11 protein-coding genes and 1 pseudogene are annotated in these 12,266 nt (G+C 38.6%); 6 read left to right on the top strand and 6 right to left on the bottom strand.

Annotated features, from left to right (window positions below; translation table 11 throughout):
- The 4 genes and pseudogenes from BZK24_RS09850 to hemH all read right to left on the bottom strand — a co-directional run.
- A pseudogene (locus BZK24_RS09850) lies at positions 1-240 on the bottom strand (glycosyltransferase family 10 domain-containing protein); the annotation flags it as partial.
- A gap of 9 nt (positions 241-249) precedes the next feature.
- Positions 250-3,060 carry a cytochrome c biogenesis protein gene (locus BZK24_RS01850; protein ID WP_077656391.1) on the bottom strand — a complete coding sequence of 937 codons (2,811 nt, stop codon included), beginning with the start codon at positions 3,058-3,060 and terminating at the stop codon, positions 250-252.
- Positions 3,061-3,069: 9 nt separating this feature from the next.
- On the bottom strand, positions 3,070-3,741 hold the full coding sequence (locus tag BZK24_RS01845; protein WP_077656390.1) for a SoxW family protein: 672 nt from the start codon (positions 3,739-3,741) through the stop codon (positions 3,070-3,072).
- A 72-nt stretch (positions 3,742-3,813) separates the two neighbouring features.
- The gene (gene hemH, locus BZK24_RS01840) at positions 3,814-4,821 is read right to left on the bottom strand and encodes a ferrochelatase (RefSeq protein ID WP_077656389.1); all 1,008 of its coding nucleotides are present in this window, start codon (positions 4,819-4,821) and stop codon (positions 3,814-3,816) included.
- A gap of 55 nt (positions 4,822-4,876) precedes the next feature.
- Here hemH and BZK24_RS01835 point away from each other — a divergent pair, with 55 nt between their 5' ends.
- Positions 4,877-5,308 (top strand): hypothetical protein, encoded by a 432-nt coding sequence (locus BZK24_RS01835; protein WP_000892090.1) that lies wholly within the window; start codon positions 4,877-4,879, stop codon positions 5,306-5,308.
- Complete coding sequence (locus BZK24_RS01830; RefSeq protein ID WP_077656388.1) at positions 5,309-5,989, top strand: 16S rRNA (uracil(1498)-N(3))-methyltransferase; 681 nt, start codon at positions 5,309-5,311, stop codon at positions 5,987-5,989.
- An 82-nt stretch (positions 5,990-6,071) separates the two neighbouring features.
- Here BZK24_RS01830 and BZK24_RS01825 read toward each other — a convergent pair whose 3' ends face one another.
- Both BZK24_RS01825 and dcd read right to left on the bottom strand, forming a co-directional pair.
- A complete protein-coding gene (locus BZK24_RS01825) occupies positions 6,072-8,189 on the bottom strand; it encodes a porin family protein (protein WP_077656387.1) in 2,118 nt (705 codons plus the stop codon).
- Positions 8,190-8,343: 154 nt separating this feature from the next.
- The gene (dcd, locus tag BZK24_RS01820; protein WP_000523102.1) at positions 8,344-8,910 is read right to left on the bottom strand and encodes a dCTP deaminase; all 567 of its coding nucleotides are present in this window, start codon (positions 8,908-8,910) and stop codon (positions 8,344-8,346) included.
- Positions 8,911-9,040: 130 nt separating this feature from the next.
- Between dcd and accB the strand changes: the two genes are divergently transcribed.
- The 4 genes from accB (at position 9,041) to BZK24_RS09845 (ending at position 12,259) form a co-directional block, all read left to right on the top strand.
- Positions 9,041-9,514 carry an acetyl-CoA carboxylase biotin carboxyl carrier protein gene (accB, locus tag BZK24_RS01815; protein WP_001053749.1) on the top strand — a complete coding sequence of 158 codons (474 nt, stop codon included), beginning with the start codon at positions 9,041-9,043 and terminating at the stop codon, positions 9,512-9,514.
- A 14-nt stretch (positions 9,515-9,528) separates the two neighbouring features.
- Positions 9,529-10,896: an acetyl-CoA carboxylase biotin carboxylase subunit gene (locus tag BZK24_RS01810; protein ID WP_171972369.1), complete on the top strand. Its 1,368-nt coding sequence runs from the start codon at positions 9,529-9,531 to the stop codon at positions 10,894-10,896.
- Positions 10,897-10,988: 92 nt separating this feature from the next.
- A complete protein-coding gene (locus BZK24_RS01805; RefSeq protein WP_077656385.1) occupies positions 10,989-11,951 on the top strand; it encodes an SAM-dependent methyltransferase in 963 nt (320 codons plus the stop codon).
- Positions 11,951-12,259, top strand: a complete 309-nt coding sequence (locus tag BZK24_RS09845; RefSeq protein ID WP_000362786.1) for a hypothetical protein — start codon at positions 11,951-11,953, stop codon at positions 12,257-12,259. The genes BZK24_RS01805 and BZK24_RS09845 overlap by 1 nt, the downstream gene beginning before the upstream one ends.
- Positions 12,260-12,266 lie beyond the last annotated feature (7 nt).

Genomic DNA, 12,266 nt, shown 5'->3' with positions numbered 1-12,266 from the left:
TTTTTCTAGCCGATCCAATAGGACTGCCAAAAACGAGATCGGAGGGCTCGTTAGGGTTTTGGTGGAGGGTGATTTTGTAGCGTTGGCTTAAGATGAAATACAGAGCGCTCTTTTTAAATTCTTTAGCGCCTCCCCACCAATTCGCCACAGCGATTTTTAGGGGGGGGGGGGGAGATTTAGAGGTAATTTTTTTTTAATTGGAGCGCTTTCTATAAAGGCGTCTAGTAAGGGTTGGAACATTTTTACCCTTTAAACCAATTTAGGCAAACTCAAATGGCGTTTGAAATACGCCAAGATCACAAGGATAAAAGGTATCGCTACCAAAAAGTATAAAAAAGTAGGGATCGGCAAGGGATCGCCTGCGGCATAGCTGTGCAAGCCAGAAAGGTAGTAATTCACGCCAAAATAAGTCATTAAAACCGAATAAAACCCTAAAACGCTACTGCTCGCTAAAATAAAGGGCCAATTGTGAGAGCCTAAAAAACGCAAATGCAAGATTAAGGCATAGACGCAAATAGAAATCAACGCCCAAGTTTCTTTAGGGTCCCACCCCCAATAGCGCCCCCAAGATTCATTCGCCCACACCCCGCCTAAGAAATTCCCGGCTGTGAGCATGAACAGGCCTAAAATCATGCTCATTTCATTGATAGCGCTAATGGAGAGAATGGTTTTGTCTAAATTGAAACGCCCTTGTTTGCGCAAGATAAACAAAACCAAACTCAAAATCCCTAGCACAAAACACAAGCCCAGAAAACCATAACTAGCGGTGATGACAGAGACATGGATATTGAGCCAATAGGATTTCAATACCGGCACTAAATGGCCGATTTGAGGGTCCATAAAGCCTAAATGAGCCACAAAGAGCGCGATACCGGCTAAAAAGCTAGAAGCCGATAGCGCGAGTTTGGAGCGTAAAACAAACCCTGCGACAACAGAAGCCCATGCGATATAAAGCATGGACTCATAAGCGTTACTCCAAGGCGAATGCCCGCTCACATACCAACGCAAGATTAGCCCCATAGAATGAGCGATCGCGCAAAGCAAGATAGCCATATAAAGGATTTTAGTGGGCCAAACATTTGGAATCGTGTTTTTAACCAAAGAGCTGATCACAACGATAAAAAGCAATAATCCTAAAAGGATATAAGGCAAGGTTAGGCTGTTAAAAAAATTGGTGTGGTTTAAGAAAATTTCAGAATCCACTTTTGAAGAGGATAAATAGAGGTTTTTGGCATGCTCTTTTTGGTAAATGCTTAAATCTTTTAGGGTTTTTTCTACCTTATCCCATTGATTGGTTTTTAAAGCGTCATCAAAGCCGCTAAAAATATTTTTTAAAAACGCCGTTGCCACGCTTGAAATTTCTTTATTAGGGCTGTTGATCGCTTCAATGGGCGAGAGCCAAGCGGTGGTTTTATCGCTAGGGAAAATGCGTAAAAATTGAGCGCTAAAAAGCGTATAAACTAAGTTGATTCGTTCATCTACTTTTAAGACATCTTTATCCAACTCGTTGCGCGCATTAGGGGATTTTTGATTGGCTTCTTCAACCAAATTTTTTAATTTATACCCACGGCTATCAAACGCATCTCTAAAAGCGATACGGCTTTCGTCTAAAGGCGTGCCAATAAGCTTCCTTAAGGCTTTATTGGAAGTGTAAATCATCTTAATACTGCGCCAATCGTTAGGGAAAAACATGATCCCTAAAAGCACCTGCATGGCGTTTAGCCCTTGAAAATCATCTTTTCTTAAAATCTTATGGATGTATTCAATGCTGATGGTATCAAGGGGTTTGATACGCCCGTCAAAATCCTGGACTTGAAGCCTTTGAAAGGCTTTTAAGTGGTCTTTGGAATACTCTCTTAAATGCTTCAAACGCTCTAAAATCGCGCTTTTAGAGTTTTCTTTTTGGGCGGAATTTTCTACGCTTTGTCGCTCAATTTTAGCGCTTTTGCCCCCATGCATGTCAATTTGGCCTTCATTGGCGAACGAAGAAGCAAAAGGGCTGACTAGAATTAAAGCGAGTAAGAAACTAGCTGCTTGTTGGGATTTTAAAAAGCGTGAAAGCTTTAAAAAACGCCCGTTTTTATCTAAAAGCAACCACAAAGCCCCCAAAATAAGCATCGCATACCCTAAATAGGTGGGGATTTTGCCCGGGTCTTTATTGACAGAAAGGATCGTGCCTTTTTCATCCATGTCATAAGAAGATTGGAAAAAGCGATAGCCCTCATAATCTAAAACATGGTTCATAAAAATCCTATAAGGTTTGATTAAAGTGTTATCCAATTTCAAAACTTCCACTTCTGAAGCGTAAGATGAGGGACTCATAGAGCCGGCGTAGCGCTCTAATTCAAAACGCTTCAGTTTGATTTGAAAGGGCAATCCAATGTAAGCCGATCCAAAACTTAAAGAGAGCTTGTCGTCTTTAAACATCTCGCTTTCTTCTATGCCTTCATTCCTGTTGGTTTTAATGAGGTTGAATTTGCGGCTCACGCCGTTATAAGTCGCCTTTAACACTAAAATGGTAGCGTCATCTTTTTTAATGGCGTTTTGCTTGTAAATCTCTAAGGGTTCTAAAATTAAAGGCTTGTGATCTAAAGTGGCATGAATGGGTTTTAATCGTTTGGAGTAATAAAAAGTTAAAGGCGTTTTTAAAGAAAGTTTTTTTTCGTCGTTTAGGGTGATATTAAGGTAAGTGTCCGCGCTTTCAAAAGAGCTTTGCGCGCTATTTTCTCGCACATGCATAAGCCCTTCTGTGCCAAAAAATCGTGTGATGGCTGCCCCTAAAATGATTAAAATCAAGGAGCTGTGGAAAAAAAGGCTTGCGTATCTTTTGCGCTCTAAGGCTTTGGAATTGATGAATGTGCCTATTAAAACCACCAATAAATACGCATGCAAGAAATTAAACCAAGGGGTGTTATACACAATCGCCTTACTCGCACTCGTGCCGTAATCGTTTTCTATAAAAGTGGCTATCGCGCACGCTAAGGCATAGAGCGCTATTAAAGGGATAGCGACCCAAAAAGAAGCCAGCAAAAAAGAAAGCAGGCTTTTGAGATTCTTCATTAGACTTTCCTAGCTAGACTTGCTTTTAGAAAGGTTGGTTTTATACTTGATGTAAGCCTTTAATTTTTTAGTGAAATCCTCATCGTTTTTTGTGTCTTGATACTTCCCATCGCCAATAAATTCCAACACCGCTAAAAATTGCGTAGAGGGCATATAGCCGGGCAATTCATAGATGGTTTTGCCGGTTTTATCGGATAAAACAATCGTAGGGGTGGATTGGACGGCATAAATTTGTGCTAATTCTTCTGTGGACATTTTGATTTCTTTTTCATCATTTTTATCCTTATCGCCGACTTTAAAATTATGCTCTTTGGAGTAGTTGATATTGACATAGTAAGCGCTAAAATGCTCTTTAACATAGTCGCTCAATTCTTTGACATTTTTGAGATCTTTTTTAAGCCTTTCACAATAGTGGCAACCATTACGGCCAAACACTAAAAGCATGTATTTATTATTAGGGCTAATGGACTTATTGTCTGAAAAAATATCTTCTAAACCGGCATAGCTCTTTTTGTCTATGTTGTCTCGCTCATCATTTAATTCTTTGGAGCTTTGAGAGCCGGAGCTTAAAAGATTTTCATCTAATTTGTCCTTATTGTTGGATTTGCAAGCGCTTAAAAACAGCGAAATCAACAGCAGAACGCTTAAAAATTTCTTGGAAACATAAGAAAGTGAAAACATGGAATAACCTTTATTTTTTAATAGATTTGAAAACTAGGTATCTTACTATAATAATCGCTTTTTATGCAAATTTCACTCACTTTTAAGGTTATTCACTAATTCAATGATAAATTTTGCAAACTCTATGGAATCGTTTAAGCATGGGCAAACCAAATACTCTTTAACCGCTAAACGCTCCGCCATCAAGCGGTATTGCATGTCTAGTTCGTAGAGCGTTTCAGAATTATCAATCGTAAAAGCTAAAGGGTAGATGATAACATGAGATTTGCGGTGCTTTTCTATCAACTCTTCAGTGCTTGGCTCTAGCCATTTCATAGGCCCTAGCTTGGATTGGTAGGAGAGTAAAACTTCTTTAAAAGGGATATTTTTTTGTTGCATCAACTCTTTTAACAAATTCACATGGTGTTCGCATTCTTGCTGGTAAGTATCGCCGGCATCAATAACGCTTTTAGGTAAGCCATGGACAGAAAAGATTAAGACAAAATCCTGGCTTTTGCGGTTGTTTAGGGCGCTTAAAATCGTGTTTAAAATGATTTCATTAAGCTTTTTGTCAGCATAAAAGCGTTCTATCACTCGCACTTTGGGGCGGAAAGTTTCTAAGGATTTGAGAGCGCTAAAAGCGTCATTGAAACTAGAAAGCGTGGTGGTGCTAGAATATTGCGGATACATGGAAAAAAACACCAGGCTTTCTATTTCTTTTAAGGCTAAATCTTGCAAAACCATAGACGCATAAGGGGGGGTATAACGCATCGCATAAGTGTAAAAGCGAGAAGGATCCAATTCGTTCAAACGCTCTGTAAGGGCGAATGTGATAGGCGTTAAAGGGGATTTGCCCCCTAGTTTTTCATAGATTTTTTTGGATTTTTCTATGCGGCTATTGACGATCATTTTACCCACCATTTTACGCATGAAATTATTTTTAATGGTAAGGATAAAGGGATCATCAAACATGTTTTTTAAAAACACCCCCACTTCATAAAGGCTGTTAGGCCCTCCCATATTCAAAAGAATGACTGCTTCTTTAGGGGATTTTGTGGCGTTATTTTCTAAATTATTGAGCTTTTCATTGATCAAATTCATTAGCACATGCTAAAATAAAACGATTAATAAAAAATAAATCGTTAGAAAGAAGTTAATGTTAGAGATGAGTTTGCAAGCATTAAATACACAAGATTCTTCTGTGATGGCTCAATCCTTGCTGATCCATGCCTTTTTTGCCGCCTTGCTTGCCCTAGCTTTTATGATCAATCTTTACACCCTTTTTAAAGAAAAGAATTTCATCCAATTGAACAAAAAAATCTATCTTGTCATGCCAGCGATTTACATTCTTTTAAGCATCGCTCTTTTGAGCGGGATTTTTATTTGGGCGATGCAACAATTTGAATTTTCTTTTAGCGCTGTTGTCATGCTTTTAGGGCTGTTGTTGATGCTTATAGCAGAAATCAAACGCCATAAAAGCGTGAAATTCGCTATCACTAAAAAAGAAAGGATGGAAGCGTATATCAAAAAAGCTAAAATCCTGTATTTTTTAGAAACGATTCTTATTGTTGTGTTAATGGGTCTTTGAATGCGTTTTGTCTACCACCCTTTAGCCAAAGAGCCTGTTTTAAAAATAGAAGGCGAGAGTTATATCCATTTATACCGATCAAGGCGTATCAAAAGCGCAAGTCGTTTGGATTTAAGGAATTTAAAAGACGGATTTTTATACACCTATGAGCATGCAGAAATCACTAAAAAACACGCCCTTTTAAGGCTGGTAGGCGGGCGACCATTAGAAGTTATGGCTAATAAAAAAACGCATTTGATCTTAAGCGTGATTGAAATCAAAAGCATTGAAAAAATCCTACCCTTTTTAAATCAGTTAGGCGTGAGCAAGTTGAGTTTATTCTATGCGGATTTTAGCCAGCGTAATGAAAAAATAGACAGCGCCAAATTAGAGCGCTTTCAAAAAATTTTGATTAATTCTTGCGAGCAATGCGGCCGCAGCGCTTTAATGGAATTGGAAGCGTTTTCAAACACCAAAGAAATGTTAAACGCCTACCCAAAAGCGAGCGTTTTGGATTTTAAGGGTGAAACCTTGCCCACAAGCATGGGTTTTGAAAAAGGCGTTATCATAGGGCCTGAAGGGGGGTTTAGCGAACCAGAAAGAGGGTATTTTAAAGAGCGTGAAATTTATCGCATCCCGTTAGATATGGTGCTAAAATCTGAGAGCGCATGCGTGTTTGTAGCGAGTATCGCACAAATTTAGGGGGTATCGCAAAGTTTTAAAAACAAATTCTAAAAACTTAACTTTTTGCTAAAAAGCTTCAAGTAAAGCAAAGTTTTAAAATTTAAAATACCCACCCGTAATTAAAAAACACTTTAAAATGACTGCCCCCTTCATTCAAAATAACAGAGTCTGCATAGATACCCTTATTAGAAGCGATTTTAATACCGCTTTGGATTAAAGGAACGCTAAAGCCTATGGAATATTTAGAATGCTTGTAGCGGTAATTAAACCCGGTTACTATATCTAAATTACCGCTTCCTTTGACTTGATTGAAGACATAGTAGCTATTGTATAAGCCCCTTAACCCCCCAAACACCCCAAAAGAGGAAGCAAAAACCTTTTTAGTGGGATTGCCTTGCTTTTTATTAGCATAAGTGGTGATGAAATCAAATAACACATCCATTCCCCCACCATAGCTTAATTGCTGGATTTTTTCATCGTTAGCTTGAGCGTAGTTGTATTTGATGATGCCGTAATAGGCTAACCCGATGTAGTCATTGAAATAATGTTGGTAGCCTATTTTAACATTAACCCCTAAAATAGGGCTTCTAAAATTTTTACTTGAAGAGTGGTAAGTGGTGGTGGAAGTGGTAGAAAAATTTTGTGCGATCGCACTGACCATAGAGGTTGCAAAATTTTGCGCATTCAACCCGGCGTTTAAATGGTTGGTTTGGCTGTTTAGATTAGCGAAATTGATGGGGAGGGCGTTTTGATTGATGAGCTGTTGCCAAACAGCGGTAGTAACCCCTATAAGCCCAGCGGGGACTTGAGCGCAATTGGTATAGATGGAATTGGGGTAATTGCCCGCTGTATAGACTTGGTGGTTGTCCTTATAAAAAGAACATACATCATAGGTGTAACCATCCTGATCTTTCACTTCTTTTCCGTTTGTAAATTTTAGTTCTTCTTTCCCATTGACCAATTCTTCTTTCCCACCCTCACATTCTTGTATGGCTCCGCCGTTTTCTTGACACAAGCGCACCCTTTGATAAGTCATGTTCCCATTATGCGTATAGCCTTTAGTGTGGCTAAATTCATGGATAATGTCTCTTAATTCCACAATATCAACTTTGTTCAAAGTTTTACCAAACAATTTTTCAGGATTTAAGGCAGAAGCGGCTATCCCTAGATTACCATCATTATCATCAAGTTCATACCCTAGCCCTAAAAACCCTGATTTCATGATGTTCACTTCAAGATTGATCGCTCTTCTAAACGCATCTATAACGGATTGTGGGGTTAGCACGTATTTTTCATAGATGGGAGCGACACGCCCGTTATTGAAAGGATTCACGCATTTAGGAAAGTCAGAGCCGCACTCTGATGGGCTGTTAGAAAATTGGAAAGGAGCGTTTAAAACGGCTTCTTCCCACGATTTAGAGTCAAACACCGCAATCATATCCAACATTAAATTGGTCAATTCTTCTGCGGTTTGTTGGGTGAAATCTGACACACAATCATTGCAATTACCTTTAAAATTGTTAGTATCGGCGTTTTCATAACTCATCGTTACATTGGTCGTGATTTGGCTGAGCTTTTGAAACAAACTTTGCGTGTTAGCGTCAGAAAATTGTGTGGCAGTGGCTTGAAGTTGTTGGTAATTAAAGCTATCAGCTTGTTCAAATTCTGAATCATTAAACAAGCTTGCAGGCAGAATGATTTGAGAATCCTTAGGGATAGTCTCTATCACGCCTAAATTGACTACCTTGCCTTGAGCGTCTGTATAACTCAGCTCAACATTGTTTAAATTGTAAGGCAGAAAGTTTTGTATGGTTACGCTCCCATTAACCATATTCGCATACACAGGGCTTTGAGAATAAAAAGTTAAGCCATTTTCTATATTGTCCGTGGTGAATAGTTCGGTCGCTTTTTCTAAAATGGTGCTTTGGAGGATGTAGTATCTCCCATAAACGCTTTGTGGGGTGGCTGTATCGCTTTTGTTTTGTTCTTTAGGCTGTTCTTTAGTTTGTGGGTGGGTTAAGGGGTTTTCATAGACTTTTTGGGTGTTTTGGGTGTTTTGGGTTATTGTTTGTTCTTTAGTTTGCGTTCCTTCTAATAACCCGGTTTCAAACCCGGCTTCTATAAAAAAGCCGTCTTTTTGGTGTTTTTGAAAGGCTTCTAAAGGGTTGAACAAGCCGATTAAAGACAAACAAATCGTTCTGCTAACGAGTTTTAGCATGGTAATTTCCTAAATGGTTTAGCGTTTTGCTCTAAAAGAGTCTGTAACTCAATCAAACTGAATTTTCGTATTATAATACATTTTTGAGAAATTGCGGTATTGTTTGTATTAAAAGCAAAAACGCCAATGGGCAAATGCTTTCATCTTTTTAAAATCACTTTAAAATTTTAGGCAAAGTGATACCCACTTGCCCTTGATACTTACCGCCTCTGTCTTTATAGCTTTGCTCGCACATTTCATCGCCTTGTAAAAACACCACTTGCGCGATCCCCTCATTGGCATAGACTTTAGCCGGTAAATTAGTGGTGTTAGAAATTTCAATCGTGATATAGCCTTCAAATTCCGGCTCAAAAGGCGTAACATTCACAATGATCCCACACCTGGCGTAAGTGCTTTTGCCTAAACAAATCGCTAAGGTGTCTTTAGGCATTTTAAAATACTCTATCGTATGGGCTAGAGCGAACGCGTTAGCGGGCAAGATAAAAAAACCCTCTTTACTCGCATCAATTTTGGTTGCGTTGTTAGGGTCAAAGTTTTTAGGGTCAATTAAAGCGTTTTTGTTATCAAAGAGCATGAACTCACTCCCCACTCTAATATCATACCCATAACTGCTCAAACCATAGCTGATCACATTCTTACCGACTTGCTTTTCGCAAAAAGGGCTAATCATGCCATGCTCTAAACTCATTTTTTTAATCCAAGAATCCGCTTTCAATCCCATATACACAAAGCCTTTAAAGTTTGTTAATAATTATGTTATTATAACAATAATTTTTTGCTAAAAACGCTTATGGTTAGTAAGATTATGTGTTTATGGCATATTTTAAAATAATATCAAGGAATAGATCGTTATGAACCTTTCTGAAATTGAAGAGTTGATCAAAGAATTTAAAGCTTCTGATTTGGGGCATTTGAAATTAAAGCATGAGCATTTTGAGTTGGTTTTGGATAAAGAATCCGCTTATGCGAAACATAAAAATGCGTTAAATTCCGCCCATTCTCCAGCCCCCATTATGGTAGAAGCGAGCATGCCAAGCGCTCAAACCCCTGTGCCTATGGTATGCACCCCTATTGTGGATAAAAAAGAAGATTTCGTGCTTTCACCTATGGTAGGCACTTTTTATCATGCACCCTCCCCTGGGGCTGAGCCTTATGTCAAAGCAGGTGATACGCTTAAAAAAGGGCAAATCGTGGGCATTGTAGAAGCGATGAAAATCATGAATGAAATTGAAGTGGAATACCCTTGCAAAGTGGTTTCTGTTGAAGTGGGAGACGCTCAACCGGTAGAATACGGCACTAAACTCATCAAAGTGGAAAAGCTTTAAAACTCATGAATAAAGTGAATAAAGAAAATAAAAAGGTAGAAAAAAAAGAACTCTCGCGCATTTTGATCGCTAATAGAGGCGAGATCGCTTTAAGAGCGATCCAAACCATTCAAGAAATGGGTAAAGAATCCATAGCCATTTATTCTATCGCTGACAAAGACGCCCACTACCTCAATACGGCTAGTGCAAAAGTGTGTATAGGGGGGGCCAAATCCAGCGAGAGTTACTTGAATATCCCTGCGATCATTAGCGCGGCGGAATTGTTTGAAGCGGATGCGATTTTCCCCGGGTATGGGTTTTTGAGTGAAAACCAGAATTTTGTAGAGATTTGCTCGCACCATTCTTTGGAATTTATTGGTCCGAGCGCAAAAGTCATGGCTTTAATGAGCGACAAATCCAAAGCCAAAAGCGTGATGAAAGAAGCCGGCATGCCTGTGATTGAGGGCAGTGATGGGTTGCTTAAAAGCTATCAAGAAGCTGAAGAAATCGCTGATAAAATCGGCTACCCTGTTATCATTAAAGCGGCCGCTGGTGGGGGCGGAAGGGGGATGCGTGTCGTAGAAGATAAATCCAAGCTTAAAAACCTTTATTTAGCCGCAGAAACGGAAGCTTTGAGCGCGTTTGGCGATGGGAGCGTGTATTTAGAAAAATTCATCAACAAGCCTAAGCACATTGAAGTCCAAATTCTAGCCGATAAGCATGGCAATGTCATTCATGTGGGCGAAAGGGATTGCTCCGTGCAAAGACGCCAGCAAAAGCTCATTGAAGAAACCCCGGCGGTGGTTTTAGAAGAGGGCGTGCGTGAGCGTTTGCTAGAAACAGCGATCAAAGCCGCTAAATATATCGGCTATGTGGGGGCTGGGACTTTTGAATTTTTGCTCGATTCTAACATGAAAGATTTTTATTTCATGGAGATGAACACTCGTTTGCAAGTGGAACACACCATTAGCGAAATGGTGAGTGGGTTAAACCTCATTGAGTGGATGATTAAAATCGCTCAAGGCGAAAAATTGCCCAAACAAGACAGCTTTTCTCTCAAAGGGCATGCGATAGAATGCCGAATCACAGCAGAAGATCCTAAAAAATTCTACCCAAGCCCGGGTAAAATCACCGAATGGATCGCCCCTGGTGGGGTGAATGTGCGTCTTGATTCGCATGCACATGCCAATTATGTCGTGCCTACGCACTATGATTCTATGATTGGCAAGCTCATTGTGTGGGGTGAAAACAGAGAAAGAGCGATCGCCAAGATGAAAAGGGCTTTAAAGGAATTTAAAGTAGAAGGCATTAAAACGACCATTCCTTTCCACCTTGAAATGCTTGAAAATGCGGATTTCAGGCAAGCAAAAATCCACACGAAGTATTTAGAAGAAAATCTTTAAGTTTTAAGGATTTTTTTAAGCATAGTTTAAGGGTTTTAAGCGATCAGAAAAAGTCAGCATTAAGTTTTGTAGTTTTATAGTAAAGTTTTTTCATGCAAACCTTGTTTAAAGAAATTACCCCTAAACGCTATGTCAATGGCAATGAGATGAAAGAAAATTCTAGCAATGCCCTAGATCAGTATTTCACTAAGCCTAGCGTGGCTTTAAAATGCTTTCAAAAAGCTTGTGAGGTTATTAAAAAATACGAAAATCTAGATGACTTTATTTTTTTAGAGCCAAGTGTAGGCGATGGGGTGTTTTATGACTTGTTTCCTAAAAATAGACGCATTGGTATAGACATTGAACCCAAAAGAGATGGATTTATTCAATGCGATTTTTTAAATTATAAACTGCCTACGCATCAAAAAGTGATTTGCTTGGGCAACTCTCCTTTTGGGCATCGTGGGGTTATGGCGTTAGAATTTATCAACCATGCTAGAAATTGTGATTTTGTGTGTTTTATCTTGCCCATGTTTTTTGAAAGTCAAGGAAAAGGTTCTATTAAGTATCGTGTGAAAGGTTTAAATCTGCTTTATAGCGAATGCTTAGAAAAAAATGCGTTTATAGATTTTAAAAATAAAGAAGTGGATGTGCATTGCGTGTTTCAAATTTGGAGCAAAAAGTATCAAAATAAAAAAAGTGAATTTTCTTGGTATAAGAATCGCCATAAAGAACCCTTTGGCGAATATATCAAGGTTTTCACGGTTTCATTAGCTAAAAACAGAGAATGCGGTAAAGAGTGGATTTTTAATCAAAAAGCGTCTTTTTACATTTCATCAACTTTTTATAAAAGCACACAAATTGTAGAGAATTTTGAGGAAGTTAAGTATCAATCTGGTATTGCTGTGGTATTCACTAGCGCTGACAAGGCTTTAAACGCTAAATTAAAAAAACTATTCCAAGAGATTGATTGGACAAAATACGCAAGTTTAGCGACTAATTCTTGCTATCATTTAGGAAAAAGCCATATTTTTCAAGCCTTATATGATCATTTGGATAGTTTAAAGGATAATTGATGGATTTGGAACAAACTTTCTTAAAAATTATTGAAAAAAAACATAAAGAATTGAATTTAGGGCAAGATTACAACGCTATTTTTTCAAAAATTAGAGATTTTGAAGCCAACGCTATAGGGCAGATTGGTGAAGAGTTTTTAAAAAGTGTGCTTAACGCTATAGATGGAGTGATCAATGATGGTATTATTCATGATGAATACGATATTATGACAAAAAGCGGTGTGTCCTTTGAAGTTAAAACAGCGCAAAAAGGCAGAACCAACAACACTTTTTTAGTTCAATGGTATAAACCCACGATACAACTATGATTTTTTG

Source organism: Helicobacter pylori, assembly GCF_001998165.1.
GTDB lineage: Bacteria > Campylobacterota > Campylobacteria > Campylobacterales > Helicobacteraceae > Helicobacter > Helicobacter pylori_DL.
Note: the sequence above shows the minus strand (reverse complement) of the source record. Positions and strands in the feature narration are given on the sequence as shown.

What these genes read in the sequence shown, in the direction of transcription:
- accB (WP_001053749.1), top strand. Translation starts at nt 9,041, where the DNA reads ATGAACCTTTCTGAAATTGAAGAGTTGATCAAAGAATTTAAAGCTTCT.
- BZK24_RS01850 (WP_077656391.1), bottom strand. Translation starts at nt 3,060, where the DNA reads ATGAAGAATCTCAAAAGCCTGCTTTCTTTTTTGCTGGCTTCTTTTTGG.
- BZK24_RS01830 (WP_077656388.1), top strand. Translation starts at nt 5,309, where the DNA reads ATGCGTTTTGTCTACCACCCTTTAGCCAAAGAGCCTGTTTTAAAAATA.
- BZK24_RS01825 (WP_077656387.1), bottom strand. Translation starts at nt 8,189, where the DNA reads ATGCTAAAACTCGTTAGCAGAACGATTTGTTTGTCTTTAATCGGCTTG.
- dcd (WP_000523102.1), bottom strand. Translation starts at nt 8,910, where the DNA reads ATGGGATTGAAAGCGGATTCTTGGATTAAAAAAATGAGTTTAGAGCAT.
- BZK24_RS01805 (WP_077656385.1), top strand. Translation starts at nt 10,989, where the DNA reads ATGCAAACCTTGTTTAAAGAAATTACCCCTAAACGCTATGTCAATGGC.
- BZK24_RS09845 (WP_000362786.1), top strand. Translation starts at nt 11,951, where the DNA reads ATGGATTTGGAACAAACTTTCTTAAAAATTATTGAAAAAAAACATAAA.
- BZK24_RS01835 (WP_000892090.1), top strand. Translation starts at nt 4,877, where the DNA reads ATGTTAGAGATGAGTTTGCAAGCATTAAATACACAAGATTCTTCTGTG.
- hemH (WP_077656389.1), bottom strand. Translation starts at nt 4,821, where the DNA reads ATGAATTTGATCAATGAAAAGCTCAATAATTTAGAAAATAACGCCACA.
- BZK24_RS01845 (WP_077656390.1), bottom strand. Translation starts at nt 3,741, where the DNA reads ATGTTTTCACTTTCTTATGTTTCCAAGAAATTTTTAAGCGTTCTGCTG.